This window comes from Novosphingobium mathurense (assembly GCF_900168325.1).
Taxonomy (GTDB): Bacteria; Pseudomonadota; Alphaproteobacteria; order Sphingomonadales; family Sphingomonadaceae; genus Novosphingobium; species Novosphingobium mathurense.
This window is the reverse complement of record NZ_FVZE01000001.1, coordinates 428,528-454,616: the sequence shown is the minus strand read 5'-3', so window position 1 is coordinate 454,616 and position 26,089 is coordinate 428,528. Positions and strand designations below refer to the sequence as shown.

25 protein-coding genes and 1 tRNA gene are annotated in these 26,089 nt (G+C 65.7%); 9 read left to right on the top strand and 17 right to left on the bottom strand.

The window, feature by feature from the left end; genetic code table 11:
- Positions 1 to 16: 16 nt before the first annotated feature.
- From recO to B5483_RS02245, 5 genes are all read right to left on the bottom strand, one after another.
- On the bottom strand, positions 17 to 616 hold the full coding sequence (recO, locus tag B5483_RS02265) for a DNA repair protein RecO (protein WP_079729352.1): 600 nt from the start codon (positions 614 to 616) through the stop codon (positions 17 to 19).
- Positions 617 to 662: 46 nt separating this feature from the next.
- Positions 663 to 1,184 carry a hypothetical protein gene (locus B5483_RS02260; protein ID WP_245828793.1) on the bottom strand — a complete coding sequence of 174 codons (522 nt, stop codon included), beginning with the start codon at positions 1,182 to 1,184 and terminating at the stop codon, positions 663 to 665.
- Between the two features lie 23 nt (positions 1,185 to 1,207).
- Positions 1,208 to 1,462 carry an accessory factor UbiK family protein gene (locus B5483_RS02255; protein ID WP_054945291.1) on the bottom strand — a complete coding sequence of 85 codons (255 nt, stop codon included), beginning with the start codon at positions 1,460 to 1,462 and terminating at the stop codon, positions 1,208 to 1,210.
- Positions 1,463 to 1,503: 41 nt separating this feature from the next.
- Entirely contained in the window at positions 1,504 to 2,058 is a 555-nt protein-coding gene (locus tag B5483_RS02250) for a TspO/MBR family protein (protein ID WP_054945320.1), read from the bottom strand.
- Between the two features lie 79 nt (positions 2,059 to 2,137).
- On the bottom strand, positions 2,138 to 2,920 hold the full coding sequence (locus B5483_RS02245; RefSeq protein ID WP_079729350.1) for a TlyA family RNA methyltransferase: 783 nt from the start codon (positions 2,918 to 2,920) through the stop codon (positions 2,138 to 2,140).
- 48 nt (positions 2,921 to 2,968) lie between these two features.
- On the opposite strand from B5483_RS02245, the gene B5483_RS02240 reads away from it, so the two are divergent.
- The 4 genes from B5483_RS02240 (at position 2,969) to B5483_RS02225 (ending at position 6,918) form a co-directional block, all read left to right on the top strand.
- On the top strand, positions 2,969 to 3,517 hold the full coding sequence (locus tag B5483_RS02240) for a hypothetical protein (RefSeq protein ID WP_079729349.1): 549 nt from the start codon (positions 2,969 to 2,971) through the stop codon (positions 3,515 to 3,517).
- A 1,094-nt stretch (positions 3,518 to 4,611) separates the two neighbouring features.
- Complete coding sequence (locus B5483_RS02235) at positions 4,612 to 5,712, top strand: branched-chain amino acid aminotransferase (protein ID WP_054947316.1); 1,101 nt, start codon at positions 4,612 to 4,614, stop codon at positions 5,710 to 5,712.
- A 197-nt stretch (positions 5,713 to 5,909) separates the two neighbouring features.
- Entirely contained in the window at positions 5,910 to 6,758 is an 849-nt protein-coding gene (gene yghU, locus B5483_RS02230; protein ID WP_079729348.1) for a glutathione-dependent disulfide-bond oxidoreductase, read from the top strand.
- 85 nt (positions 6,759 to 6,843) lie between these two features.
- A tRNA-Gln gene (locus B5483_RS02225) sits at positions 6,844 to 6,918 on the top strand.
- Positions 6,919 to 7,006: 88 nt separating this feature from the next.
- Here B5483_RS02225 and B5483_RS02220 read toward each other — a convergent pair.
- On the bottom strand, positions 7,007 to 7,258 hold the full coding sequence (locus B5483_RS02220) for a hypothetical protein (protein WP_054947314.1): 252 nt from the start codon (positions 7,256 to 7,258) through the stop codon (positions 7,007 to 7,009).
- A 342-nt stretch (positions 7,259 to 7,600) separates the two neighbouring features.
- On the opposite strand from B5483_RS02220, the gene B5483_RS02215 reads away from it, so the two are divergent.
- The 4 genes from B5483_RS02215 (at position 7,601) to B5483_RS02200 (ending at position 13,659) form a co-directional block, all read left to right on the top strand.
- A complete protein-coding gene (locus tag B5483_RS02215; protein ID WP_079729347.1) occupies positions 7,601 to 9,442 on the top strand; it encodes a glycoside hydrolase family 3 protein in 1,842 nt (613 codons plus the stop codon).
- Positions 9,443 to 9,817: 375 nt separating this feature from the next.
- A complete protein-coding gene (xylB, locus tag B5483_RS02210) occupies positions 9,818 to 11,260 on the top strand; it encodes a xylulokinase (RefSeq protein ID WP_079729346.1) in 1,443 nt (480 codons plus the stop codon).
- A gap of 14 nt (positions 11,261 to 11,274) precedes the next feature.
- Positions 11,275 to 12,588, top strand: coding sequence for a xylose isomerase (gene xylA, locus B5483_RS02205; RefSeq protein WP_054947311.1), 1,314 nt, complete (start codon positions 11,275 to 11,277; stop codon positions 12,586 to 12,588).
- 342 nt (positions 12,589 to 12,930) lie between these two features.
- Positions 12,931 to 13,659, top strand: coding sequence for a TetR/AcrR family transcriptional regulator (locus B5483_RS02200; RefSeq protein WP_079729345.1), 729 nt, complete (start codon positions 12,931 to 12,933; stop codon positions 13,657 to 13,659).
- A gap of 75 nt (positions 13,660 to 13,734) precedes the next feature.
- On the opposite strand, the gene bluB is transcribed toward B5483_RS02200, so the two are convergent.
- From bluB to B5483_RS02170, 6 genes are read right to left on the bottom strand one after another with little or no spacing between them, the layout of a single operon-like run.
- Positions 13,735 to 14,382: a 5,6-dimethylbenzimidazole synthase gene (bluB, locus tag B5483_RS02195; RefSeq protein ID WP_079729344.1), complete on the bottom strand. Its 648-nt coding sequence runs from the start codon at positions 14,380 to 14,382 to the stop codon at positions 13,735 to 13,737.
- A 2-nt stretch (positions 14,383 to 14,384) separates the two neighbouring features.
- Positions 14,385 to 15,161 carry a precorrin-6A synthase (deacetylating) gene (gene cobF, locus B5483_RS02190; RefSeq protein ID WP_079729343.1) on the bottom strand — a complete coding sequence of 259 codons (777 nt, stop codon included), beginning with the start codon at positions 15,159 to 15,161 and terminating at the stop codon, positions 14,385 to 14,387.
- Positions 15,158 to 16,465 (bottom strand): cobyrinic acid a,c-diamide synthase CobB, encoded by a 1,308-nt coding sequence (locus B5483_RS02185; protein WP_079729342.1) that lies wholly within the window; start codon positions 16,463 to 16,465, stop codon positions 15,158 to 15,160. Before B5483_RS02185 ends, cobF begins: the two co-directional genes overlap by 4 nt.
- Complete coding sequence (gene cobM / locus B5483_RS02180) at positions 16,462 to 17,247, bottom strand: precorrin-4 C(11)-methyltransferase (protein WP_079729341.1); 786 nt, start codon at positions 17,245 to 17,247, stop codon at positions 16,462 to 16,464. Before cobM ends, B5483_RS02185 begins: the two co-directional genes overlap by 4 nt.
- Positions 17,244 to 17,615 carry a cobalamin biosynthesis protein gene (locus B5483_RS02175; protein ID WP_079729340.1) on the bottom strand — a complete coding sequence of 124 codons (372 nt, stop codon included), beginning with the start codon at positions 17,613 to 17,615 and terminating at the stop codon, positions 17,244 to 17,246. Before B5483_RS02175 ends, cobM begins: the two co-directional genes overlap by 4 nt.
- The gene (locus B5483_RS02170; RefSeq protein WP_054947304.1) at positions 17,612 to 18,838 is read right to left on the bottom strand and encodes a bifunctional cobalt-precorrin-7 (C(5))-methyltransferase/cobalt-precorrin-6B (C(15))-methyltransferase; all 1,227 of its coding nucleotides are present in this window, start codon (positions 18,836 to 18,838) and stop codon (positions 17,612 to 17,614) included. The genes B5483_RS02175 and B5483_RS02170 overlap by 4 nt, the downstream gene beginning before the upstream one ends.
- Here B5483_RS02170 and B5483_RS02165 point away from each other — a divergent pair.
- The gene (locus tag B5483_RS02165; RefSeq protein ID WP_079729339.1) at positions 18,837 to 19,598 is read left to right on the top strand and encodes a cobalt-precorrin-6A reductase; all 762 of its coding nucleotides are present in this window, start codon (positions 18,837 to 18,839) and stop codon (positions 19,596 to 19,598) included. The two genes, B5483_RS02170 and B5483_RS02165, sit on opposite strands and share 2 nt — an antisense overlap.
- Here the strand turns inward: B5483_RS02165 and cobJ are convergent.
- From cobJ to cobN, 5 genes are read right to left on the bottom strand one after another with little or no spacing between them, the layout of a single operon-like run.
- A complete protein-coding gene (gene cobJ, locus B5483_RS02160; protein ID WP_079729338.1) occupies positions 19,562 to 20,338 on the bottom strand; it encodes a precorrin-3B C(17)-methyltransferase in 777 nt (258 codons plus the stop codon). The genes B5483_RS02165 and cobJ overlap by 37 nt on opposite strands.
- On the bottom strand, positions 20,335 to 21,072 hold the full coding sequence (cobI, locus tag B5483_RS02155) for a precorrin-2 C(20)-methyltransferase (protein WP_079729337.1): 738 nt from the start codon (positions 21,070 to 21,072) through the stop codon (positions 20,335 to 20,337). Before cobI ends, cobJ begins: the two co-directional genes overlap by 4 nt.
- Entirely contained in the window at positions 21,069 to 21,698 is a 630-nt protein-coding gene (locus tag B5483_RS02150) for a precorrin-8X methylmutase (RefSeq protein ID WP_079729336.1), read from the bottom strand. The genes cobI and B5483_RS02150 overlap by 4 nt, the downstream gene beginning before the upstream one ends.
- On the bottom strand, positions 21,698 to 22,813 hold the full coding sequence (locus B5483_RS02145) for a cobalamin biosynthesis protein CobG (RefSeq protein WP_079729335.1): 1,116 nt from the start codon (positions 22,811 to 22,813) through the stop codon (positions 21,698 to 21,700). Before B5483_RS02145 ends, B5483_RS02150 begins: the two co-directional genes overlap by 1 nt.
- Entirely contained in the window at positions 22,810 to 26,088 is a 3,279-nt protein-coding gene (gene cobN / locus B5483_RS02140; protein WP_079729334.1) for a cobaltochelatase subunit CobN, read from the bottom strand. The genes B5483_RS02145 and cobN overlap by 4 nt, the downstream gene beginning before the upstream one ends.
- Position 26,089 lies beyond the last annotated feature (1 nt).

Genomic DNA, 26,089 nt, shown 5'->3' with positions numbered 1-26,089 from the left:
GACTCGTCTTCCAGCTTCAGATACGTGCCAGCCGCTCACGCAGCAGGTCGCGCGCCGCCATAACGTCTCTGCGCCGATCAGCAAGCGGATACCGTGCAAGTTCGCGCCCAAGACTGTCGAAAGTACCAAGGATGGCATCCCAATCCTCGTCCTGCGGCCGGTCCACCGGCACCCCGTAGCCAAGTTCGCGCAGCAGCAGGACCTCGTACGACAGCAGTGGCAAGGCCCAGCCCCGCGCCGAAGGCGCGACGCAGATCGCGTCGAGCAAGGCGGACAAGGCCTGATAGAGTGCGGGATAGGGATACCGCTCGGGCAAGGCGATCGCAGTGAGCGCGGTGACCCAGGAAATCGCCGCGGAAGGCAGCGGCTCGCTCAGCCACGGCCCGCGGCTCTCGAGCAGTTCGAGCCTTGCGTAGGGCAACTGGCTCTCCGAACGAGCGCGGATCTCGGCATCGACCACGTTGCCCGGAATGACCACGGGGCGCAGGTGGCGTCCCCTTCCCCCCGCGACATAGACCGCGACGATTCCGTTATCCTCTGTCAGGAGGCGGGCGATCACGGCCGTTTCGCCATGCGCTCTGGTGGAACAGACTATGGCAGGGGCGCGAAGCTGCATGACGCCCCTGTGCTACGGTTGACCGGATGGGGCAAGCCGCCGGCGATCACCTCTGCCGCAAGGCCCAGGACGCGAACACGCGCGCGCGCCCAAGCGCACCCCACAGGAAACCGCAGACGGCCAGTGTTGCCGGGACCTGCGCAGCGATCAGCAGGTCGTGCCAGTCCCCGCGCGCGGCGATGACTTCTCCCACGAGAGGCGCTGCCTGCGCTGCTCCGACAAGATAGAACAAAGTCGCCAGGGCCGGAAAAAAGGCCGCAAAGGCAGGCAAGCGCCGCGTGATGAGGATCGCAATGCCCCACAGGGCAAGAATCGCGAATGGCAGACCGAGGGCCAGCGCTTCCAGCTCGCCAGCCGCGCCGCTGCGGTCGATGACGCCGGTCACCGGGGCGATGAAGTCGGAAATGCTGCGAAAGTGCCAGGAAAGCGGCAGGAGACCGGGCACGAGGACGGCCGCCGGCATCCAGCGCGGCATCGTTTTCGGCCAACGCAGGTGCGCACGACGACCGAGCGCCAGCCCCAAGGCCAGCGCCACGATGCAGAACAATATGAGAATGAAGGCCGTCACCGGATCTGCGTCCGATGGACCGGTCAGCCCTTGGCGGAGAGCTTGGCCTCGAGAGCCGCGACCTGCTTCTTCAGAGTCTCGGTCTCCTCGCGCGCGGTCGCGGCCATTTCCTTGACGGCGTCGAATTCCTCGCGAGTGACGAAGTCCATGTCGCCCATGAGCTCCTTGAACCGCTCCTTGGCGGAATCACGGGCTTCACGCGTCATGCCCGCAAACGTGCCGGCGGCGCTGTTCATCATCTTGACGAAGTCGGCGATGAAAGGATTTTCGCTTTGCATGGCCCTATGATGGTGCGCGCCGAAACGCGGCGCAAGGGGGATCAGATCTCGAAACGCTCAACCGCGGGCACAACGTCTACGCCGTCCAGCTTGGGATTGGCTTCGAGGAACGCGTAATTGAGATAGGTCGCGAAGAGAATCCACGCGAGATACGGCACCAGCAACGCCGCCGCGATCGGCCGAACCCGATAGAACAGGACCGCCGTAAGCAGGACCAGCACATCGAGCACCGCGATCACAATCAGTCCGCCGGTGATCTGGTGCGCACCGAAGAAAACCGGCGACCACGCGAGATTCAAGGCGAATTGCACGGCGAAGACGAGAACGGCGATCCCGCGTCCCCGCGCTCCGCGAGCGGCAGCCACCATCGCCAGCGCAAGGCCCATCAGGACGTAGAGAATGGTCCAGACGATGCCGAAGGCTGCCGGTGGCGGATAGACCTCCGGCTTCACCAGCGCGGCGAACCACGGATTGTCCGGCCCGGACTGGGCCATTTTGCCGGAAAGAAAGCCGAGCAGCACAAGTGCCGGCACGAAGACCAAAGCCCATCGCGCAAAACTGGCACGCAACTGACCTGACGAAGCAAGCAGGTTCATCCCCGCATTCACCCCCGAATCACCAAGAGACCATGAAGATTAGGCAATTTGTGTAACGGCTGGAGCAAAGGTGCAATCGTTAGACGCCTCTGCGTGCCGAAACGAGAAACTCCACATTGCCTTCGGGCCCCTTGATCGGGCTTTCGACAATACCTTCTACTTGCCATCCTTCGCCCTCTAGCCACTCGCGCACTTCGGCGCAGACACGATCGTGCAGGGCCGGATCGCGCACGACCCCGCCCTTGCCCACTTCGTTTCGGCCGACCTCGAACTGCGGCTTTATCAGGGCGACGAGCCGGCAAGCGGGGGCAGCGAGGCGCAGGGGCACTTCAAGAACCTTGGCAAGTCCGATGAAGCTGGCATCGCAGACCACCCAGTTGCAAGGCGCATCTATAAGCTCAGGCGTGAGAATACGCGCAGAAGTCTGCTCCAGAACCGTCACCCGCGGGTCCTGCCGCAGTTTCCACGCGAGCTGGTTGGTCCCGGAATCGACCGCGAAGACCCGGCTCGCCCCGTTCGTCAGCAGGACATCGGTGAAGCCGCCGGTCGAACTGCCGATGTCCATGGCAATGGCGCCGGCCGGATCGAGGCCGAAATGCTCGATGGCGTGGGCGAGCTTGATGCCTCCACGCGAAACCCAGGGGTGATCTCGCCCGCGTACTTCCAGCGGCACGTCGCCACGCAGGCTCTGTCCCGGCTTTGCAATCTTGGTTTCCCCGGAAAAGACGAGCCCGGCCAGCACGAGAGCCTGTGCACGGGTCCGGCTTTCCGCGAGGCCGCGGTCGACCAGCATCTGGTCGACACGCACCTTGGGCGCGGGCTTTGTTTTTCCGATAGATAGTTGCGCAGATGGGTCAGTCATCGGGCCTGGGTACTTGAGATGAAGCGATTGTCATTCCATACCGGGACCATGAAGGCAAATCCGCGCCTGCGCTCCACCCCCGCTTCACTTCGTCTCCTTCCGGTTCTGGTCGGCGCCCTGGCGCTTGCCGGCTGCATTCCGCAAGTGGCGCCCGCCCCTCCGCAGCCGGCTGCGCGTCCCTCGCCCAGCCCTGCACCGACACCGGCACCCCTGCCTCCTCCGTCAAGCGACTGGCGCGATGCCCTCGCCACGCCCGGAGACTGGCAATATGCCCCAAGCTCCACCGGTTCCTTCGCCAGCTTTGCCAGCGGCCAGTTCATCCTGCGCTGCGAGCGGCAGCAACAGAGGGTGTCGCTGATTCGCGCGGGCGCAGCCACCGGGCCCGTCTCCATGGCGATCCGCACCACACAGGGCGAACGCACGCTCGTCGCCAATCCGGTGCAGGGCGGCGTTTCGACAAGCCTCCCGACCCGCGACCCGTTGCTTGACGACATGGCCTTCAGCCGCGGTCGCTTCGCGGTGGAAGTTCCGGGCATGGCAACGCTCCATATCCCGAGCTGGACGGAAGTTTCGCGCGTCATCGAAGACTGCCGCTAACCCGCCCGGTCCCGGCGAATCGATCTCACCGAAGTATCGCCTCATTCCGAGCGTCAGGCCGAGCAATCCCGAAGCCGCGCCATGCCGGACTGGATCCTTGCGCGCAGCGTTGCGTCGCAATCACGAATCGATCACCGGTCGCCCCGCCTTTTCGGGTTCCTGAAAGGCAAGGATTCGATCGCAAGCGGCTGATTCGATTTGTCGATCCCCTGCACTAGACCCCGGTAGGGTATGGCCCTTGCCCGGCCCCGAGCGCCTTCCAGCCGCGAATCGCCCGCAGCCGAAACTTCGATTCGGACCCTGAGACCGGGTCAAAACACGCTGAATTCGGTGAATTTCGGATCTCTTCAGGCCGCACTCAGCGGTGCCCCGAGCGGTGGGTCAAAATCGACCTCCAGGCTGGGGAAAACTGGCCGAAGTCATCATAATGACCGCAAAAAAAACGAATGCAAGACTTGTTGTGCGATGCGGAATCAGACACAAAAATACTCAAGACGGAAGGCCCCGGGAAACGCGCCCAGGATGACCTGAAGTCCCAGCCGCGAAAGCGGTGATCTTTGGCTCAACAGCGCGAAAGGAGGTGATCCGATGTCTCATGGTTCAGCAGAGAGGTCGGCAATTTCCGTCGCGAGGCATTATCGCTGAATTTTGATTAGGCGATAAAGGCTTTCGCTGGCGGCACTTCCGGCCGCTGACCATGCGAAGGGCCGCACCGGCTTTCCGGTGCGGCCCTTCTCATTGAGCAAGCCAACAGGGCCGTCCCGCCAATCGGGCACGGCCTTTTTCATGTCCGGCCTGTCCGCAGGCTGCGCTCGCACGTTTGCAGGCAAGCGCCCCTACTGTGCAGGTGCGGCCTGACGCGTCTTTCATTGCACCTGAACTTGCAAAAATGATGCTGGAGAATTGCACGCAAAACGCGCAATGGCATGGCGTGCTTTCAGCCCCGACGGCAGGCCCTGTGCGCGCGGCAATTTGCGTCGATGCGGCGGCATGCTAATACGTTAGAGCTAAGTATCAAAATTTCTTTTCGGTTGCACTGTGCGCAATTTTTGTTCAACAGCGCGCCGCACTTACATTGATGAGGACCTAGTTCGATGGCGACGCTCGCCGATGCCGGCCTGACCTTCACTTCCCTGCCCCACCCCTCGCCGACCGGTGCGGATCAGCGGGCTGCGATTCTTGCCAATCCGGGCTTCGGCACGCACTTCTCGGACCACATGGTGGTGATCGAATGGACCGAGGGTCAGGGCTGGCACGATGCCGTGATCGGTCCGCGCCAGCCGATCGCACTCGATCCGGCCGCTTCGGTTCTCCACTACGCGCAGGAAATCTTCGAAGGACTCAAGGCCTACAAGCAGGCGGACGGCAGCATCGCCCTGTTCCGCCCCGAGGCCAACGCCGCGCGCTTCAATCGCTCGGCCGAGCGTCTGGCCATGCCCGAACTGCCCGAAGCGCTCTTCGTGGAATCCATCGAGCGGCTGGTCCAGGCCGATCGCGACTGGATCCCGGAGGCCGAGGGTGCCTCGCTCTATCTGCGACCGTTCATGATCGCGACCGAAGCCTTCCTCGGCGTGCGTCCGGCCAAGCAGTACAAGTTCATCGTCATCGCCAGCCCGGCGGGCAACTACTTCAAGTCGGGCGCCCCGGCAGTCTCGATCTGGGTCAGCGACTATACGCGCGCTGCCCCGGGCGGCACCGGCGCTGCCAAGTGCGGCGGCAACTACGCCGCCAGCCTCGTGCCGCAGGGCGAGGCGATTGCCCGCGGCCATGACCAGGTCGTCTTCCTCGATGCCGCCGAGCACAAGTGGATCGAGGAACTGGGCGGCATGAACCTCTACTTCGTGTTCGACGACGGCACCCTGCTCACCCCGGAACTGACCGGCACGATCCTGCCCGGCATCACCCGCGACAGCCTGCTCACCCTCGCCCGCGAGGAAGGGCTTACCGTCACCGAGGGCCGCTACTCGATCGACCAGTGGCGCGAGGATGCAAAGTCGGGTCGTCTCGTCGAGACCTTCGCCTGCGGCACCGCCGCCGTGGTCACGCCGGTCGGCAAGGTTTCCGGGCGCGACGGTGAATTCACCGTCGGTTCGGGCGGCCCCGGCCAGCTCACCCAGAAGCTCAAGAGCCGCCTCGTCGCCATCCAGCGCGGGCAGGAAGCCGATACCCACGGCTGGATCCGCAAGATCGGCTGATCGAGCCGCCTTTCGATTTCGGGATTTCGCAAAAAGGCCCGGCAACGCTTGGCGCTGCCGGGCCTTTTCTCGTGGGGCGAGCAATCGTCCGCTCCGAACCGACTCCCTGCCGCCCCGGACCTTGTCCCCGGACAGGGCCGAACCTACCTACCGGGCCTGTGCCCCTACCCCTCACACCGAAACAGGATGCCCCCCGCATGACCGATCTCACCTACACGCCGCCGAAAGTCTGGACATGGGATGCGGAAAACGGCGGCCAATGGGCCAAGACCAATCGCCCGATCTCCGGGCCCACGCACGATAAGGAACTGCCGCGCGGCCAGCACCCGTTCCAGCTCTATTCGCTTGGCACGCCCAACGGCCAGAAGGTCACGATCATGTTCGAGGAACTGCTCGCGGCCGGCATCGGCGAAGCGGAGTACGATGCCTGGCTGATCTCGATCGGCGATGGCGACCAGTTCGGATCGGGATTCGTCTCGATCAATCCCAATTCGAAGATCCCCGCCCTGCTCGACTGCTCGGGCGATGAGCCGATCCGCATCTTCGAATCGGGCGCGATCCTCGTCCACCTTGCCGAGAAGTTCGGCAAGTTCCTTCCCACCGAACCGGCCGCGCGCGCCGAGTGCATGTCATGGCTGATGTGGCAGATGTCCACCGCCCCGGTGATCGGCGGCGGCTTCGGGCACTTCTACGCTTATGCGCCCGAGAAGTACGAGTACCCGATCAACCGCTATGCCATGGAAACCAAGCGGATCTTCGATGTCGCGGACCGTCGACTTGCCGAGAACCGCTACCTGGCCGGGGACGAGTACACGATAGCCGACATCGCCACGTACGGCTGGTTCGGCGCATTCCTGCGCGGCGATGCCTATGACGACGGCGCAACCTTCCTCGACATTCCCAGCTACAAGAACGTGGTGCGCTGGGGTGAGGAAGTGGGCAACCGCAAGGGCGTCCGGCGCGGCCGCATCGTCAACCGCACTAACGAAGGCTGCGTGCGCGAGCGCCACAGCGCGACCGATATCGACGCGGTCCTTTCGGCCTGATCGCATGGGTTGGGGCCAATTGTCCGAATCATGCGATTGGCCCCTTTTCAGCCCGAACATTAGCCGCTAAGCGCGCATTCCCTGCTGGGGCGTCGCCAAGTGGTAAGGCACCGGTTTTTGGTACCGGCATTCGCAGGTTCGAATCCTGCCGCCCCAGCCAGCAGCTCTTCGGACTATCCGGCATTCAAAGAATGCGTATCCAAGACTTGCGTCAAAGCTGATGCCCGAGCCGTCGGGCACCAACCGAACTACACGCCAGCCTGATCTTCAGCAGCCCTGCGCTGAACGAGCGCTTCGATTTCATTTGGGTTGAGGATCCATGTCCGCGTCTTTTGACCTGTCCGGAATACCGGCCGTGTCAGCAGGATGCGTGCCTGTTCCTTGGCAAAGGGCTTGAAAAGCGAAAAGTGCGTCACGCACTCGAGAATGGTACCAATGACGGGCGTCTTGCCGTCCAGGTCTATCAACGTCGCGGGCTGATCCCAGGGAATGTTCATCATAGCTCACGCCTATCGTGCGGCAGTTCAGATGCAAAGCATCAAACGCCTCAATGCAGAACACTCCTTTTATGCAGGCGATGGCTTTTGCACCATCCCACCCAGCACAGTCTCGCCAGACCTGCGCAATGCTCGATAGCGCTCCGCACGCACATTCCGGCACCTCGGTCGAAAGCCCGGAAAGAGCCACCTGAAGGCCGGCAAAGCCTTAGCGGCTGGCCAAGTGGCTCGTTCGTCAATTCTTGTGGGGAGAGCGCACTGGCTATGGTCACTTGACTGGCGAGCCGCAAAAACTAAGCAGTGATTAACAAGTGCGCCAAGTCACGCCAAGAGTGAGAGAGAATAATGCTTCGTTTTCCGGCTTTGCGAACCATCGCCTGCGCTTCCGTCATCGCGATTGCGCTGTCTGGATCGATCGGCACCGCTCACGCTCAGCCGAAATGGCGCGACCTCAACCATAACGGGAAGATGGATCCTTACGAGGATCCGAGCGCAAACACGGACGATCGGGTTGAAGACCTGTTGTCGCAGATGACGGTCGAGGAGAAAGTCGCCGCACTCGCGCACGGCAACCTGCCCGGACTCGGATCGCCCTTCGGAGCGTCCGATCAGGGCTATGACATGCCGGCGGTCGCAACGGCCATCCGGGATCGGGGCGTAACGAGTTTCATCACCCGCCTGACGGTGCCACCGCGCGTCTTCGCGCAGATGAACAACGCCATCCAGCACCTCGCGGAAAACACACGCCTGGGCATTCCGGTGACTGTGAGTACCGATCCCCGCAATCAGTTCCAGGAAGTGCAGGGAGCGACGAACAAGGCCAACGGCTTCTCCCTGTGGCCCGATCCCATAGGGCTGGCCGCGATCGACGATACCGACCTGGTTCGCGAATTCGGCACGATCGTGCGCCGCGAATATCGTGCGGTCGGCATCCACATGGCCCTTTCCCCGCAGGCCGATTTGACGACCGATCCCCGATGGCCGCGTATCGCCGCGACCTTCGGCTCCGATCCCGCTCGCGTCTCGCGCCTTGTCGGTGCCGAGATCGAAGGATTGCAGGGCGGAGCCGCGGGTCTGCAAAAGGATGGCGTCGCCGCCATCGTGAAGCATTGGGTGGGTTATGGCACCAGCGCCAATGGCTTCGATGCGCATAATGCCTATGGCAGCGACCTGATTCTCAACGATGCCGAACTGGCGCGCCATGTGTCGGCGTTCAAGGGAGCCTTCGCAGCGCATGTCGCCGGTGTGATGCCCACTTACGGCATCCTGAAGGGCGTCACCATCGACGGGAAACCTGCAGAACCGGTCGGCGCGGGATTCAGCAAGCAGGTGGTCGAAACCATGCTCCGCAAGGATCAGGGATACAAGGGACTTGTCGTTTCCGACTGGGCCATCGTGAACGATTGTCCGTCATCTTGCACCGAACCGACCCAGGCCAATCCCCAATCGCCCATGGCAATCGGCATGCCATGGGGTGTCGAGGGACTTTCGAAGGCCGAACGGATCGGCAAAGCCGTCATGGCGGGTGTCGACCAGATCGGGGGGCTCGACGATCCCGCACCGATACTGGCTGCCCTGCGCACGGGACAATTCAGCCAGACGCGCCTCGATGAGGCCGTTCGTCATGTCATGCGGGTCAAATTCATGCTGGGCCTGTTCGACAATCCCTACGTCGATCCTGATCGCGCCAGCGAAGTCGTGGGCGCAGCCGCTTCGCAGCAATTGGCCGACAGCGCGCAGCGCCGTGCGATCACGCTGTTGACCGACCGGAAAAAGGTAAAGGCCCTGATGCCGGGTCAGCGGGTTTGGCTATTCGGCATGTCACCGCAAGCCGCCCGATCCGCAGGACTGATCCCGGTGGACCGACCGGAAGCGGCAGAGATTGCAATCATCCGCATGAAGACTCCTTCGGAGAGGCTCCATCCCTGGCACTTCTTCGGCGGCATGCAGGCAGAGGGTCGCACGGATTTTCGCAATGGAGATCCGGGTTTCGATGCGCTGACGGCGATGGGCAAGGATATCCCGGCCTATGTCGCCGTGGATATGGATCGCCCCGCGCACATCGCCAATCTGACGGACAGGGCCAGTGCGCTTTTCGCGGTATTCGGGGCGTCGGACAATGCGGTGCTGGACGTCATGATGAAACCGAAGAAGGCGGAAGGGAAGTTACCCTTCGATCTTCCATGAAATCAGTGACCTTCATCGACCACCCCGCCGCCCGTCTTGTGCGCGGCACGGTGGCCCGCGCCTGATCCGACGCGGGCATGCCCGAACGGATGTCCCGGAGCGGCAGGAAAGGCCATTCCGGGGCGTGGGCACGATCTGCGCGCGACCTGGGCTTCGGCAGCCGCTCTTCCCCGCGGTCTCGGCAAGGCGCAGTGCGGCGATCGGCTTCGGGTCGCAACGACCGCCTCAAGCCGCCGCAAATCCCCTTCTCAAGTGAGCGCTGTGATAAAATCACCGCGCTCACTTGCTCTTGCGCTCTTGCCATCAGGTGAATGTTAGCGCTATCTCTCTCGGCACAAGAACGATCGTGAATCGGACGGGAGAGCAGTTCAGGGCATGTTTCTGGGAATCGACATTGGCACGTCCGGCGTAAAGGCCGTGCTTATCGACACGGCGGGAACCGTGTGCGACCAGGCATCCTCGTCGCTGACGGTCTCGCGTGTGCAGCCGCTGTGGTCCGAGCAGTCGCCCGACGACTGGTGGGCCGCGACCGAGGCAGCCGTGCAGGGACTGTCGGCGCATCTGCGCGCCAGGGTTCAGGCCATCGGACTTGCCGGGCAGATGCACGGCGCGACCCTGCTGGGCGCCGACGATCGTCCCTTGCGCCCCGCCATCCTCTGGAACGACGGGCGCAGCTTTCGCGAATGCGAAGAGATTGAAGCAGCCGAACCCCATTCGCGGCAGATCACCGGAAACCTGATGATGCCGGGTTTCACCGCACCCAAGCTGCAATGGGTCCGCCGCCACGAACCCGAGATCTTTGCCAAGGTCCGCACGGTCCTGCTGCCCAAGGACTACGTCCGCCTTGCCATGACCGGCGAGAAGGCGAGCGACATGTCCGATGCCGCGGGCACCCTCTGGCTCGACGTTGCCCGGCGCGACTGGAGCGATGCCGTCCTGTCGGCTACGGGCCTCTTGCGCGAGCACATGCCGTGTCTGTTCGAAGGCAGCGAAGTGAGCGGCCAGTTGCGTCCCGATGTGGCCTCGCGATGGGGCATGGCCAGTGTGCCCGTCGCGGCTGGCGCCAGCGACAACGCCGGCGGTGCAGCGGGAATCGGGATGATCTCGGACGGCGATGCCCTGCTTTCGCTCGGCACTTCGGGCGTGATCTTCGTGGCCACGCAACAGTTCCGCCCCAATCCCGGGCAGGCGGTCCATGCCTTCTGTCACTGCCTCCCGGCCATGTGGCACCAGATGAGCGTCCATCTTTCCGCCGCATCCTGCGTCGACTGGGCCGCGCGCTTCATGGGCTTGGGCGCACCGGCCGACCTGTTCACGCTCGCCGAGCAGGCGGGCGCGGCAAGCGGGCCGGAACTGTTCCTCCCCTATCTTTCGGGCGAGCGCACCCCGCACAACGATGCGCATGTGCGCGGTGCCTTCCTGCGCGCTGACAACGAGACCGGTCAGGGCAGACTGGCCGCGGCAGTGCTGGAAGGCGTGGCCTTCGCCCATGCCGACGGGCTGGCCGCGCTGCGCGAGGCGGGGACCCATGTCTCGACCCTGTCGGTCATCGGCGGTGGTGCCCGGTCGCGCTACTGGGGTTCGATCCTTGCCGCCGCGCTCGACGTCCGGCTCGAATACCTCGATGGCGGCGAAGTCGGCCCTGCCCTTGGTGCCGCAAAGCTCGCGATGATGGCCGCCACCGCTGCTTCGGCGGCCGAAGCCTGTACCCGCCCGGCTGTCGTCGATGCCATCGATCCCGATCCCCTGCTGGCCGAGCGCCTTGCCCCCAAGCTTGAGAAATTCCGCCGCGCCTACGCGGCCGTTCGCGATCTGTGAAAGGAATACCAAGGATGTCTGCTGAATATTTCGCCGAGTTCGACACGGTCCGTTACGAAGGCCCGGAAAGCGCGAACGACCTTGCCTATCGCTGGTACGACAAGGACCGCGTCGTCATGGGCAAGCGGCTCGAAGACCACCTGCGGTTTGCCGTCTGCTTCTGGCACACCTTCTGCTGGCCGGGCAGCGACGTCTTCGGAGCGGGCACGTTCACCCGTCCGTGGCACACGGGACCGAACGACGCCAAAGCCGCACGCGCCAAGCGCGAAGCCGCGCTTGCCTTCGTCGAGAAGCTCGACCTGCCCTTCTACTGCTTCCACGACGTGGACGTGATGGCGGATGCCGAAGATGCGACCGGCTTCCGCGCCAGCTTTGCCGAAGCTGTCGATCACCTCGAAGAACTGCAGGCCAGGCACGGCCGCAAGCTGCTGTGGGGCACCGCCAATCTCTTCGGCCATGCGCGCTACATGGCAGGCGCTGCCACCAATCCCGATCCGGAAGTCTACACCTGGGCGGCCATGCAGGTGCGCGATGCGCTGGAAGCCACCCATCGCCTCGGCGGTTCCAACTACGTCCTGTGGGGCGGCCGCGAGGGCTACGACACGATCCTGAATACCGAGATCGGCATCGAGCAGGAGAACTTCGGGCGCTTCCTGCAGCTTGTGGTCGACCACAAGCACCGCATCGGCTTCACCGGCACCATCCTGATCGAACCCAAGCCGCATGAGCCGACCAAGCACCAGTACGATTTCGACACGCAGACCGTCTATGCGTTCCTCAAGCGCTTCGGCCTCGAGAACGAAGTGAAGGTCAACATCGAGGCGAACCACGCGACGCTCTCGGGCCATACCTTCGAGCACGAACTGGCGATGGCGCGCGCGCTCGGCATCTTCGGCTCGATCGATGCCAACCGCGGCGATCCGCAAAATGGCTGGGACACCGACCAGTTCCCCAACTCGGTCGAGGAACTCACGCTGGCGATGCTGGAAGTGATCCGCGCCGGCGGCTTCACCACCGGCGGCTTCAACTTCGACGCCAAGGTCCGCCGCCAGTCGATCGATGCAGCCGATCTGCTGCACGGCCACATCGGCGGTGTCGACACGATCGCCCGGGCTTTCCTGCGTGCTGCCGCGATGATCGAGGACGGCCGCCTCGAGGCGTTCCGGGCAGAGCGCTACGCAGGCTGGAAGGGCGAACTGGGCCGCATGATCCACGCACCCGAGGCTACCCTTGCCTCCATCGCCGATATCGCGGTGCAGTCCAACCGTGCGCCGGAACCGAAGTCCGGTCGTCAGGAATGGTGCGAGAACTACGTCAACCGCTTCTGAGATCAGCTGATACCGACATGAAAAGCCCGCCGCTTGCACATGCAGGCGGCGGGCTTTTTGCATCCGGATACTGCAGCGATCCCGTCAGTCCGGCAGCCGGACCGACAACATATCGATTGACCGGGCGCATCGGTGAAACAGTAATGCGTGCTTTTGGAAGCTATCGGCATCCCGGTTCAAAAGGCGAAATCGGGACACGATTTCCAAGATGAGGACCGAATCGTGTTGCAATCCTTGCGGATTGGCTGATCTGTTGTACTTGGATCGCACTATCGGGGCCCCCACGAAGATAGACGTGCCAACGAAGAAGACCAGTCCATCGGGCCGGATTACAGGGAAGTGATGAGCAGACCCAAGCCAGACACGAACTTGGCCGCAACAGGCAGTAAGACCGAAGGGGCCAGTGCCGAACAGGCCCTCGCGGCGATATTGACCGATGTCCGCAAGCCTTTGCAGCCCCGCAGCCAGGCTTCGCTGGACCGGATGCTCACCGCAGCCAAGACACTCATGATCGAGCGCGGGGGCGAGGATTTCACGCTTCAGGAAGTCAGCAGTCTCGGCAAGGTTTCGACCGGATCGATCTATCATCGCTTCGAGGGCAAGGACGAACTGATCCGGGCCGTTATCGGCCGTGAACTGGCGATGATGGGCGAAACCGAAGAGCGCGCATTCGCCGACACCCTATCGGCTTCGGACAATCTCGACGCTTACATTCCCGGATATGTCCGCGCCTTCTCGCAGATCCTGCTCGCAAACGCTCTGATGCTGCGTCTGGCGATGAGACGGGCTTCGGTTGACCCGGAAGTCTCCCGCAGTGGCAGCAGACGTCAGGCGGAAGCGGCTGCGGTGCTGGCGGCGGGACTGGCACACTACCGGCAAGAGATCCGCGGACATATCGAAACGAAAGCGCTCATGGTCGTGCGCATCATCTTCGCAACGCTTGTCCGCCAACTGAGCATCGATTCGATGGAGCCCGTTCCTGACGAGCAGGACTGGGAAACCTTGCTGCGCGAACTCGGCGAGATGGTGCTGACTTACCTTAAATTCGGGGAAGACCGCACTGCGGGATGAATGCACCGCCACCAGTGGGCGGGCCATCCATTGTTTATTGACTGACCACTGGCAGAACAGGCTTTCGCCTGCCCCTTACTTCTCGAAAGTGCGCTCCAACCAGGCTTCCCGGGCCTGCCAGCCACGTTCTTCGAGCTCGGGCGTCGCGGCTGCTTCGCAGGGATAGCCGATGCACAGGATCGCGATGAGCCGCCAGGAAGGCGCCGCATCGAGAAGCCCGCCCACGAACTTCGGATCGACGATCGAGACCCAGCCCATGCCGATCCCCCGCACCCGCGCGGCCAGCCACATGGTGTGGATCGCCATTACTACGGAATAATCGAGCATCTCGGGCATTGTCGCGATGCCCAGCCCCTTGCCCGCCACCGGCTCCCCATCGCAGAACACCGCCATGATTTCGGGCGCTTCGCGCACACCGTGCAGCTTGAGCGACTTGTAGTGTTCGCGCTGCTTCGCATCGGAGTAGCGCTCGGCAGCGCGCGCACTCTGTTCGTCGACGTGGCCGGCCAGTCGTTCGCGCAAGGCGGGGCTGTGCACCCGAACAAAGCGCCATGGCTGCGAATTGCCCACCGACGGAGCCAGACTGGCGCAGCGAAGCAAATGCTCGATATCGTCTTCGGGAATGGCACGGGTATCGAAATGCCGGACATCGCGCCGCCAGTGCAGCAATTGCTCCAGCTGCGCGGCAAACGCTTCATCGAAGCTGGGGGGCGGCTGTGTCATGACTATCCCCCTGCCCCGGTCTGATCGTTGAAGGTCCGGTGCATCAGGTAGGTATCCATAATCCAGCCGTGGCGCTCCCTCAATGCCTTACGAGCCTCGACAATGCGGTTGGCAACCTCAGGCAAGGGTCCGTGGATCAGCGCCTCGTGCTCCATGCCGAGATAGGCCCCCCACCAGATCTCGATACCCTCTGGCTCCAGCGTTTCAAAGGCACAGCCCCCGTCGAGCATGACGACGACCACATTGGTCCCTTGCGGCCAGCCCCTGTCGCGTAGCTGCCTGCCGGTGGTGACGACAAACGGTTCGGCAAGGCGATTGAGCGCAATCGCATGCGCCGCGGTCAGGGCCTGGACGCTGGTGATGCCGGGGACGACTTCGATCCCCAGATCCATTCCGTCATCCTGCAGGCGCGCGGCGATGCGCAAGGTGCTGTCGTAGAGCGAGGGGTCGCCCCAAACGAGCAGCGCCAGATGCCCGCCCTGCGGCAGGTTCCGGGCGATTTCCCGCGACCACGTCCGGGCGATGGCATCGTGCCAGTCGTTGACCGCGCCAAGATAGTCGCCATTCGCGGACCTGACCGGAAGGTCGAACTCGACGACACGGACGGGCCGCTCCAGCACTTGCACGCAGATGCCCCGGCGCAAGTCGAGCAGGTCCGCCTTGGCCTCGCCCTTGCGCGGCAGCAGGATCAGGTCGGCCCCGTTCATCGCCCGCCGCGCCTGCATGGTCAGGTGGTCGGGATTGCCGGTGCCGATCCCGATAAGGCTGAGCGAGATCATGCGTAGGGTGCGATCTGGTGGAAGAACGTCCCGGTCACGCGGCCGCGCCGCGAACCGGTTTCGGGCACGGCATTGCCATCGGCATCGGTCACTTCGGCCAGAGGCTCGTCGGGCTGCTCGATAATCGTCGAGTAGTGGAACTCATGCCCGCGCAGGCGGGTGCCAGCGGTCAGATTGGCAACCGGCGCAAGCAGGCGGGCACTGCGATAGCCCAGATGCATCTTGCGCTGCGCATAGCTCGTCACGAGGCCGAGCAGGCCGGCCATGGGGTGACGCTCCCCTTCCTTGTCGACGAGGGCTTCGCCCAGCACCATGTAGCCACCGCATTCGCCGTGCACCGGACGGGTCTCGGCATGGCGGCGCAGACCGGCAAGGAAGCGCGATGCAGCGGCGATCCGACCGGCGTGAAGCTCGGGATAGCCGCCCGGCAACCAGACCAGGTCCGCACTCTTGTCGGGCGCCTCGTCCGCCAGCGGAGAGAAAGGCAGGATCTCGGCCCCGGCCCGCTGCCAGCCTTCCAGCATGTGCGGGTAGATGAACGAGAACGCCTCGTCCTGGGCCAGGGCGATACGCTGCGCGGGAGGCTGCGGCAGGCCCGCGCCCTCACCGCGGTCGAGAGCCCTTGCCGCCTTGCGGATCTCCGGCAGGTCCGCGTGTTCGCGCAGGAAAGCGGCATAGTCGGCGATCTTGCGGTCAAGCTCGGGATGCTCGGCGGCCTGCACCAACCCGAGGTGGCGTTCCGGCAGGGTGAGGTCGCCGCGCCGCGGCAATGCCCCCAGCACCGGCATTCCGATCGCCTCCATCCCTCGCCGCACAAGGCGTTCGTGGCGCGGGCTTGCCACACGGTTGAGGATTACCCCGGCAAAGGGAATGCGGGCATCGAAACGGCGAAAGCCCAGCGCCGTCGCCGCGGCAGACTGGGCATGGCCGGATACGTCGAGGACGAAGACCACCGGCCAGCCCATGCGCCGGGCGATGTCGGCACTGGCACCATTGCCGGTCGCCCCGCGCGTGGCGACACCGTCGTAAAAGCCCATCGAGCCCTCGGCCACGGCAATATCCGCCCCGGCCGCCATCGCCGCGACGGCATCCAGCATGCCGGCGTCCATCGCCCAGCTGTCGAGATTGAACGAGGCATTCCCGCAGGCGGCCCGGTGGAACGCAGGATCGATGTAGTCCGGCCCGCTCTTGAACGGCTGGACCGTGCTGCCGCTCTCGCTCAACGCACGCAGCAGGCCGAGCATCACGGTGGTCTTGCCCGTCCCTGAGGTCGGCGCGGCGACGAGCAGTCCGGGCGTGCTCATTCGACCCCTCCGGCAAAGCGCGAAGACGCATCCTGCGGACGGAACCGACGGTCATAACCGGTGGAATAGAGACAGCTTTCGTCGAAGCCCTCCCCGGCCAGTACCCGCCCGACGACGATCAGCGCGGTGCGCTCCATGCTGCCCGCGACGTCTGTCTCGATGGTTTCAAGAGTGCCGCGCACGATCCGCTGGTCCGGCCAGCTCGCGCGCCAGACGACAGCCACCGGGCAGTCGGGCCCATAGGCCGGGGACAGGTCGGCCACGACCCGGGCAAGGTTGTGGATCGACAGGTGGATCGCCAGCGTCGCGCCAGTGTCGGCAAAATTGATCAGGCTCTCTCCCTCCGGCATCGCACTGGCCCGGCCCGAGGTCCGGGTCAGGACGAGCGACTGCGACAGGCCCGGCAATGTCAGCTCGGTTTCCAGCGCTGCTGCGGTCGCGGCGAAAGCGGGCACGCCCGGCGTCACCGTGAAGGGAATGTCCATGGCCCGCAGCCGCCGCAACTGCTCGCCCATCGCCGACCATACCGAGAGATCGCCCGAATGGAGCCGCGCCACGTCCTGCCCGGCAGTGTGGGCCGCTGCGATCTCGGCCATGATCGCATCGAGATCGAGCGGCGCGGTGTTCACGATGCGTGCGCCGGGCGGACAGTGATCGAGCACTGCGGCAGGCACCAGCGACCCGGCATAGAGGCAGACCGGCGAGGCCGCGATGAGGTCACGCCCGCGCAAGGTCAGGAGGTCGGGCGCACCGGGGCCGGCGCCGATGAAGTGTACGGTCATGGGGTCAATCCTTGGGCGATGGCGCATGTCGCCATGCGATCGGGGGAGATGTGGCGCATCGCGATCAGTTGCGCGCCGGGGCCGGCGGCGGCCAGGGCGCTGGCTTCCGCCACGCTGCCGGTGCCGTGGCTGGCAAGGCTTGCCTCCGACCGGGTGGGCGTGGCGATGCGGGCAAGCACCTGCCCCGAAACGCCCGTCAGCGGCAGGCCGAGGACTGCAGCCAGTCGCGCCATTTCCGGGCTCACCGCCTTGTCCGCCGCCGTCGCGAGCAGGGTCACCCGCGGCGAGAACTGCTGTGCCAGCGCCAACGCGTCCTCTATCGACTGCAGGGTCGCGCCCTGCCGGAATCCGAAACCGGCGACGATCACAGAACGATGCTCCACTGCACGACGGGAAAGCTCGCACGCCAGCCTCGGCGATTGCCGAGCGGCGCGGCGTGGGCCAGTTCGATCCGCAGGAGATCGCCGCCCTTCCCGGCCTGCCACTGGGCCAACAGGGCCTCTGAGTCCAGCGTTACGGCATTGGCGACGAGCCGGGTGCCGGCAGGAAGTCTCGCCCACAAGGTTTCCAGCAGCGTTTGCGACAGGCCCCCGCCGATAAAAACGGCATCGGGCGCGTCATCCGATCGCTGATCGAGGATTTCGGGCGCACGACCGATGACCACCTCGAGCCTGTCGACGCCCAGCGCAAGGGCATTGGCCCTTGCCCTCTCCGCCCGCACGGGATCGCTTTCGAACGCAACCGCGCGGTTCGCGGGGTGGCGCAGCAGCCACTCCACTGCAATCGAGCCCGATCCCGCGCCGATGTCCCACAAGGTTTCCCCCGGGACGGGAGCGAGCGCGGAGAGCGTCAGGGCGCGTACCGGGCGCTTGGTGATCTGGCCGTCGTGGTCGAACAGATCGTCGGCCAGTCCCGATGCGCAAGGCAGGGCACGCCCCTGCCCGGCGCAGGCAATGCCGACTGCGACTGGATGTGCGACATCGCCGAAGGCAAGCGCCTCGGCGCGCACGCATCGCACGCGCTCGCGCGGGCCGCCCAGCGCCTCAAGGATATGCAGCTCCGAGGCACCGAAGCCCTGACCGATCAGATAGCGGGCCAGATCGCCCGCCGCGTCTCCGTCCCGCAGCAGGACCAGTATCCTGCGACCAGCAGCCAGATGCGGGCGCAGGCGCGCCAGGGGCGCGGCATGCAGGCCAAGGCACACCGTATCCTGCAGCGACCATCCCAGACGCGCCGCGGCCAGCGAGAATGTCGAAGGCGCAGGATGTGCGATCCATTCGCCCGCGCGCAGGTGGCGCGTTACCGGGGCTCCGCCGCCGAACCAGAAGGGATCGCCCGAGGCGAGCATGACCACGCGCTTGCCACGATGGGCCAGGAGCCGCTCGATGCCGAGCGCAAAGGGCACTGGCCATTCCTCTGCGCGGCCATTAAGCGCGGGCAGCAGCGACAGGTGCCGGGGGGCGCCGATCACAAGTTCGGCCCGCGCCAGTGCATCGCGCGCCGCCGCCGAAAGCCCCTCCGCCCCGTCCTCGCCGATGCCGAGGATCGTCAGCCACGGGCCGGAGTCAGTGAAGGAGGAAGTGTCAGCCATGCCGAAAGTTCTCCTTCTGGGCGGTACCACCGAGGCCAGCGCGCTGGCCGGCCTGCTCGCCGGGTCCGGAGTGGACACGACGCTCAGCTACGCGGGTCGAACGGCCAGCCCGCGTGCGCAGCCGGTCCCGGTGCGCGTCGGCGGTTTCGGAGGCGCGGATGGCCTTGCCGACTGGCTGCGGGAGAACCGGGTGACCCACCTGATCGACGCGACGCATCCCTTCGCCGCGACCATGAGCGCGAATGCCGTAGCCGCCGCGCGCCTTGCCGGAACGCCGCTGATCGCTCTCACCCGCCCCGCCTGGGCACCGCAGCAAGGCGATCGCTGGAGCCATGTAGCGGATGTCGGCGCTGCCGTGTCCGGGCTTGCCGGGCCTGCCCGCCGGATCATGCTGGCGCTGGGCCGCATGCATGTCGCCGAATTCGTCGCGCAGCCGCAGCATCATTATCTCTTGCGCTTCGTCGATGCGCCCGAAGCCGCGCCGCCATTGCCGCGCCACAGCCTCGTTGTCGATCGCGGCCCCTTCACCGTCGAAGGCGACATCAGGCTGATGCGTGAGCACGCCATCGAGGTCGTCGTGTGCAAGAATGCCGGAGGAACCGGCGCGCAGGCCAAGCTCGCGGCGGCCCGCGAACTGGGCCTGCCGGTGACGATGATCGACCGCCCCGCCATTCCCGAGCGGCACGAAGTGCATGATCCGGCAGACGTCCTGCAATGGCTGGATCACGCGGCGGCTTCCATCGCCGAACGCGGCGTATAGAGGATCGGTCCGGCTTCGCGCGCGATGATGCGGGTACGGCTCGACCCCACGATCACGACGGTGCGCATGTCGGCCATCTCCGGCCGCGCTTCTCCAAGGGTCACGATCCGCAAGTCCTCGTCAGGCGTGGTGACCGCGCGGGCGAAGAGAATCGGCCGCTCCGGCCCGCAAACCTCGCGCAGCACCTTCAGTGCGCGTTCGAAACCGGCGGGGCGCGACTTCGAGCGCGGGTTGTAGAACGCCATCGCGAAATCCGCCTCGGCGGCAAGCCGCAGGCGCTTTTCGATCAGGTCCCAGGGCTTGAGATTGTCGGAAAGGTTTATCGCGCAGAAATCGTGGCCCAACGGCGCACCAACCCGGGCGCTGGCGGCAAGCATCGCGGTAATTCCGGGCAGCACGCGGATATCGATATCGAGCCAGGCTGACGGCCCGGCTTCCAGCGCTTCGAACAGGGCCGAGGCCATCGCAAAGACGCCCGGATCGCCCGAAGACACGACGACGACGCGCCGCCCCCGAGCGGCAAGGTCGAGCGCATGGGATGCGCGGTCCAGTTCCACCCGGTTGTCGGAGGGATGCAAGGTCAGCCCTTCGCGCGCGGCGATCCGCGCAACGTAGGGAATGTAGCCGATGACGTCAGTCGCCTCGGCCAGCGCCTGCGTGACCTCGCCCGTCACCAGCGCCTCGTCGCCCGGCCCCAGCCCGGCGATGCAGACCCAGCCCCGATCCTGCGCAGCGTTCACGGCCGACGTCCCTGTCCGTGAATCAGCAGGATCGAGAAATAGGGCGTCACGTTCTCCGCTTCGGCCAGGCGGGTCACACGCTGGTTCGGCATCGCCGCGTGCTCGACCAGCCACGCGTCCTGCTCTCGCCCGGCCGCCGCGACGGCGCGGCGCAGCTTGGCAAGGTTGCGTCCGATCTTCATCACCACCAGCGCATCGGTATCGCGGATACGCCGCTCCAGATCGGCTTCGGGCAATGTCGCGGTGACAACGGTCAGGACATCATCGCCCCATGTGATCGGCACATTCGTCGCATTCCACGCCCCCGACATGCCAGTGATCCCGGGCACGACCTCGACCGGAACGTGCCCGGTCAGGCGCGAATGCAGGTGCATGAACGACCCGTAGAAGAAGGGATCGCCCTCGCAGAGGACCACGATATCCTCACCCTTGCGGGCAAGCGCCAGCAGTCGCTCGGTGCTCTGCTCGTAGAATTCGGCAAGGCAGGCCTTGTAGCGCGGATCGTCGAAGGGGATCTCTGTGGTGACCGGGTATTCCAGCGCAATCTCGATCACGTCGGGGCGCAGCAGTTCGCCGGCAATGCGCCGTGCGTGTCCCGGCCTGCCCGCCTTGCGGAAATAGGCGACATGGCGGGCAGAGCGCACCAGCCGGTCGGCCCGGACACTGAGCAGGTCCACCGCGCCGGGGCCGAGGCCGACCCCATGGACGGTGCCGCAGGTTACAGCCCCGCTCATTCGGCGCGGCTCGCAAGCGCGTTGACGGCAGCCACGGTGATCGCGCTGCCGCCCAGCCGACCTTCGACCACACAGCACGGCGCCGGCGGCGCGACCCAGAGCGCGGCCTTCGATTCCACCGCGCCGACAAAGCCGACCGGGCAACCGATGATCGCTGCCGGGCGCGGACAAGTCGGATCTTCCAGCATGTTGAGCAGGTGGAACAGCGCCGTGGGGGCATTGCCGATGGCGACCAGTGCGCCTTTCAGGTGCGGACGCCACAGCTCCAGGGCTGCGGCGGAACGTGTGTTGCCCATGGCTTTCGCCAACTCGGGCACTTCGGGTGCGCGCAACGTACACAACACCGCATTGTCCGCCGGCAGGCGGGCCCGGGTAATGCCTTCGGAAACCATGTGCGCATCGCACAGGATCGGTGCGCCGCCAGCCAGCGCCGCACGCGCGGCTTGTGCAAATCCCGGCGAGAAGCGGACGTGGCGGCCAAGCTCCACCATGCCGGCGGCATGGATCATGCGCACCGCCACGGGTTCTTCGTCGGGCGAAAAGGCCGTCAGGTCGGCCTCGGCCCGGATCGTGGCGAAGGACTGGCGATAGATCGCCGCGCCATCGGTTTCATAGTCATGCGGCATCAGCCTGCTCCGAAAAGAGCCAGGACCTCGTCCCGGCCAAGAGCGAGGCGCTCACGCCCCTCGCCCGAAAAATCGTATCGGCCCTCGCGGCCGGTCAGCGTCACATCGGCGCGCCCGGTCGCTGCGCAGAGCTTCGCGCAGCCCGAGACGTGCAGGCGCCCCGTCACCTGCGGCGCGATGCCGCGCGCCAGCTCTCGGGTCTCGACGCTCGCCTGCGGGCACGATGGGGCCCCCGGACAGGCATCGACGCGCAGGAGCGGATCCTGCGGATCGTCGACCAGTTCCTCGACCGGCGCGAAGGTCGCGCCCTCGACGATGAGCAACCGCCACGGAGTGGCACGCAGCGCAGTAGCCGCCGGGTCCGAGATCAGGCGGGCCAGCGCCAGTGCCGAGACCTGACCGAATGGCACGCCCCACGCCGCACCTGTAGGCGTCGGTCCCGGGCGAAATGCGCCTGCCGCTGGAGCCGGCTTGACGGAGCCTTGCGCCCAGTCGGGAAGTTCGGCGGCGAACCGGCTCATGCGACCGACATCGAGCCCGCCGTTTTCGGCAAACCACCGCGCCATGGCGATCAGGCGGTCGACTTCGGTGCCCGGGGGCACATCGACGCCCGAGGTCCGGCCCTGCGCGCGCAGTATCAGCCCGCCACTGGCCGCACGCTCGATCCGGAAATCACCCGCTTCACCCAGCAGGACAGGAACCGGCCCGGCATCGATGACGAAGCCGGCCTTGCCGGGCAGTTCCGGCAGTTCTGCGATCCTTGCGATGAGTTCGGTGGCGATCCGCACCGTATCGTCGGCGTCCTGCCAGAGCGGCGAGACGAGAATGTTGCGCTTTATCTCCCTGACAGGATCGGCCTCGACGAGTTCCAGTTCGACAAGTCTTTCGACGAGCGCAGGCCACACGACCTCGCTCACCCCGCGCAGCTGGAAGTTGGCGCGGCTGGTCAGGTCGATCAGGCCATTGCCGAAGGTCAGCGCGGCATCGCAAAGGCCCAGCGCCTGATCGCGATCGAGGCGCCCGAGGCGCGGGCGCACCCGCACCAGCAAGCCGTCTCCCGCCACCATCGGGTGCCAGGCATCCGGACACCAGCCCCTGATCGCGAACCCGCTCATTGTCCGCCGCCCATACCGGCGAGGATCGAATTGCGCCGCGTCTGCCACAGGCCCGCGGCATGAAGCGCGGCAAAGCGGGCTTCCATCGCGGCCAGCGCTTCGGGATTCTCGCGTCCGAGGAACGCGCGCACGTCCGGCTCGCCGAGCGTCGCGTCGTGATAGAGATCGAACAACTGGGACGGGACCGAAGCGGAAAGGTGCGCGAAGGCGCCCAAGTGGTCGAGCGTCGCCGCGAGTTCCGCAGCGCCGCGAAAGCCGTGGCGCATCATCCCGGCGACCCAGCCTGGATTGGCCGCCCTCGCCCGCACGACGCGCGCGATTTCCTCTGTCAGGGTCCGGGCACTCGGCCGGGCGGGATCGCGACTGTCGAGGTGGTAGAGTGCCGCCTTGCCACCTGCGACAGATTGCGCGGCGGCAAACCCCGCCTCGTGCGCAGCATAATCGGCAGCGAGCAGCAGGTCGGTCTCGGGCAGGTCCTGCAGGTGCACGAAAGCGTCAGCCCCGGCGACGCGGTCGCGCAGTCCTGCCGGATCATGCGCATCGCCCTGCTGGTCGAGCGCATGGTCGGACGCCGCGAGCCACGCTTCGCCGGCGGCCCTGCGCGCCTCGTCGGTATAGGTATCGGCCGTATCGCGCAGACCGAGGCCGTAGCGCCCCGGGCGGGGGCCATAGACGCGCGGGGCAACCGCCTTGCCGGCAAACGGGTTCCATTCCGGCGTCTCGTCCCTTTCGGACAGCGAGCGGACTGCCATTCCGAACAGCGTGGCGAGGACCGGGAAGGCATCGCGAAACAGGCCGGAGACACGCAAGGTCACGTCGATACGGGGCCGGTCGAGCATGGCCAGCGGCAGGATCTCTACCCCGGTCACGCGTTCGGACGCATTGTCCCAAACCGGTTTCGCACCGAGCAGGTGGAGCGCCATGGCGAATTCCTCGCCCGCCGTGCGCATCGTCGCAGAGCCCCAGAGATCGACCACCAGCCCGCGCGGATAGTCGCCATGGTCCTGCAAGTGGCGACGGATCAGTTCTTTGGCAAGGACGACGCCTTGCGCATGGGCCGAGCGCGAAGGCACCGCGCGCGGATCGACCGCGAAGAGGTTGCGCCCAGTCGGCAGGACATCGCTGCGCCCCCGCCATGGGGAGCCGGAAGGCCCCGCGGCCACCCGTCGTCCGGCCAAAGCGGCGAGCAGACCGCTGCGCTCCGCCTCGCCCTGATCCCCGCGGCCGAACACATGGAGCCCGTCGCCGAACTGGCTTTCCTTCACGTCGCACACGAAGCGATCGATGCGGGTGATCGCCTCGACCAGCGAGGTCGCCCCATCGAGGCCGAGTTCCGCTTCCAGACCCAGCGCCTGCGCTTCCTCGCGAATGGCCGACTGCAGCCTGTCGCGCCGCGCCGGGTCGAGCCCGTCGGCATTGGAGAACTCGTCGAGCAGCGCTTCGAGGCGGGCCAACCCGGCACCTTCCCGTGAAGGCGCGAGCGGCGGCGGCACATGTCCCAGCGTCACCGCGCCGATCCGGCGCTTGGCCTGTGCCGCTTCGCCGGGATCGTTGACGATGAAGGGATAGATGACCGGCAGGGAACCGGTCAGCGCCTCGGGCCAGCAGGCATCGCCGAGCGCGACCGACTTGCCGGGCAACCATTCCAGCGTCCCGTGCGCACCGAGATGGACGAGCGCATCGACCCGGCGCTCACGCAACCACAGGTAGAACGCGACATAGGCATGGCGCGGGCAGCGCGAGACGTCGTGGTAATCGTCGTCGCGCTCTGAGGCCCAGCCGCGCTCGGGTTGCAGGGCGACAAGGGCATGGCCCAGTTCGACCGCGCGGAAATGGAAAGCCCCGTCGGCAACGGCGGGATCCTCTTCGGGTTCGCCCCAGGCTTCCGCCAGATCGGCCTGCAACGCCTCGGGCAAACGCGCAAGAGCCTCGCGATAGGCATCGAGCGACCAGCTTGTCCCTGCCATGCCGAGACCGGCGACGAGGTCGTGCCCGCATTCGACCGCGTAACCGGCCTGCATCAGATCGGTAAGGATCGCATCGGCGGAAGCCAGCGCGTCCAGCCCGACGGCGTGCGCCATCTGGTAGCCCTTGCCGGGATAAGTCGAAAGAACCATCGCAAGGTGCCGCTCGGCCGCGGATTTGCGTCCCAGCGCGACCCACCCCGCGACGCGATCGGCGATCGCCTCGATCCGCGATGGCTCGGCGCGGTGGGCACTGCGCGAAAATTCGAGGTCGTCGTCGCGCGCCGCGGCCTCCTTGAAGCTGGCGACGCCGGCGAAGATGCGGCCGTCTACCTCGGGAAGCACGACATGCATGGCAAGGTCGGCCGGAGACAGACCGCGCGAGGCCTCCTGCCAAGCCTGCCGCCCGCTCGTCGCCAGCGCAATCTGGAATACCGGAACTCCGGCGCCATCGAGAGGCGTGGCGCCTGCATCGTCACGCGCGGAAAAAGCGGTCGCATTGATCACCGCCGCGGGGTGAAGCGCCCTCACCCAGCGATCCACCCAGCCGCGAACTTCGAGGGCCTTCAGCGAAGGCACGTATAGGCCCAGCACATCGAAACCGCGCGCGGTCAAGGCTGCGTACAGCGCCTCGAAAGGTTCGAGATCGGCGGAGCTGAGATAGGATCGGTAGAACGTAAGCAGCACGCGCGGGCGCATCGCCGTCAGAGCGAAGGCCGCCGGACAGGTGGTGTCATCTCCCGGAAGCCAGGCTCCGGCAGATGGCAGCGCCTTGATGGTTCGGATATCCTGACCGAGCTGGGCATGCCCCCGCAATCCGCACGCTTGCGCAAGACGCGCAAGCGCCGCCCGCGCCGCGACAGCTCCTCCGACATCGCACAAACGGGTCAGTTCGCGCAGAATGGGGACGGAAACGGTCGAAACGGCATCGAGCCTTTCGTCCTCGCGCCCGTCTGCGGGCAGCACGACAAGGGCGATCCCGCGCGAACGTGCCAGCGCCTCGACCTGCTGGAGACCGTAAGTCCAGTAAGGCAGCCCGCCGATGATCCGGACCAGGATCGCCCTCGCACCTGCGAGCGTGCGCTCGACATAAGTGTCGACCGAAAGCGGATGCGTCAGTGCCGCAAGATTGGCGAGCCGCAGCGACGGCGGATTGTCCCCCGCATCGCGCGCACTGCGCCACCCGGCAGCGAATGCGCCAAGGTCGCTGTCCGAGAAGGACAGCACCACGAGATCGGCCGGAGCCTGCCCCAGATCCTGCGGAACGGAGGCTTCCTCGATCCCGTGGGTCTCGCGGAAGATGACGTGCATC

Excerpts from the sequence above, each read along its gene's own strand:
- B5483_RS02200 (WP_079729345.1), top strand. The coding sequence starts at position 12,931 with ATGAGCAGACCCAAGCCAGACACGAACTTGGCCGCAACAGGCAGTAAG.
- cobM (WP_079729341.1), bottom strand. The coding sequence starts at position 17,247 with ATGACCGTACACTTCATCGGCGCCGGCCCCGGTGCGCCCGACCTCCTG.
- cobN (WP_079729334.1), bottom strand. The coding sequence starts at position 26,088 with ATGCACGTCATCTTCCGCGAGACCCACGGGATCGAGGAAGCCTCCGTT.
- B5483_RS02215 (WP_079729347.1), top strand. The coding sequence starts at position 7,601 with ATGCTTCGTTTTCCGGCTTTGCGAACCATCGCCTGCGCTTCCGTCATC.
- B5483_RS02170 (WP_054947304.1), bottom strand. The coding sequence starts at position 18,838 with ATGGCTGACACTTCCTCCTTCACTGACTCCGGCCCGTGGCTGACGATC.
- bluB (WP_079729344.1), bottom strand. The coding sequence starts at position 14,382 with ATGACACAGCCGCCCCCCAGCTTCGATGAAGCGTTTGCCGCGCAGCTG.
- recO (WP_079729352.1), bottom strand. The coding sequence starts at position 616 with ATGCAGCTTCGCGCCCCTGCCATAGTCTGTTCCACCAGAGCGCATGGC.
- xylA (WP_054947311.1), top strand. The coding sequence starts at position 11,275 with ATGTCTGCTGAATATTTCGCCGAGTTCGACACGGTCCGTTACGAAGGC.
- B5483_RS02150 (WP_079729336.1), bottom strand. The coding sequence starts at position 21,698 with ATGCCGCATGACTATGAAACCGATGGCGCGGCGATCTATCGCCAGTCC.
- cobI (WP_079729337.1), bottom strand. The coding sequence starts at position 21,072 with ATGAGCGGGGCTGTAACCTGCGGCACCGTCCATGGGGTCGGCCTCGGC.
- B5483_RS02220 (WP_054947314.1), bottom strand. The coding sequence starts at position 7,258 with ATGATGAACATTCCCTGGGATCAGCCCGCGACGTTGATAGACCTGGAC.
- cobF (WP_079729343.1), bottom strand. The coding sequence starts at position 15,161 with ATGATCTCGCTCAGCCTTATCGGGATCGGCACCGGCAATCCCGACCAC.
- B5483_RS02245 (WP_079729350.1), bottom strand. The coding sequence starts at position 2,920 with ATGACTGACCCATCTGCGCAACTATCTATCGGAAAAACAAAGCCCGCG.
- xylB (WP_079729346.1), top strand. The coding sequence starts at position 9,818 with ATGTTTCTGGGAATCGACATTGGCACGTCCGGCGTAAAGGCCGTGCTT.
- B5483_RS02145 (WP_079729335.1), bottom strand. The coding sequence starts at position 22,813 with ATGAGCGGGTTCGCGATCAGGGGCTGGTGTCCGGATGCCTGGCACCCG.
- B5483_RS02255 (WP_054945291.1), bottom strand. The coding sequence starts at position 1,462 with ATGCAAAGCGAAAATCCTTTCATCGCCGACTTCGTCAAGATGATGAAC.
- B5483_RS02165 (WP_079729339.1), top strand. The coding sequence starts at position 18,837 with ATGCCGAAAGTTCTCCTTCTGGGCGGTACCACCGAGGCCAGCGCGCTG.
- yghU (WP_079729348.1), top strand. The coding sequence starts at position 5,910 with ATGACCGATCTCACCTACACGCCGCCGAAAGTCTGGACATGGGATGCG.
- B5483_RS02235 (WP_054947316.1), top strand. The coding sequence starts at position 4,612 with ATGGCGACGCTCGCCGATGCCGGCCTGACCTTCACTTCCCTGCCCCAC.
- B5483_RS02185 (WP_079729342.1), bottom strand. The coding sequence starts at position 16,465 with ATGAGCACGCCCGGACTGCTCGTCGCCGCGCCGACCTCAGGGACGGGC.
- B5483_RS02240 (WP_079729349.1), top strand. The coding sequence starts at position 2,969 with ATGAAGGCAAATCCGCGCCTGCGCTCCACCCCCGCTTCACTTCGTCTC.
- B5483_RS02250 (WP_054945320.1), bottom strand. The coding sequence starts at position 2,058 with ATGAACCTGCTTGCTTCGTCAGGTCAGTTGCGTGCCAGTTTTGCGCGA.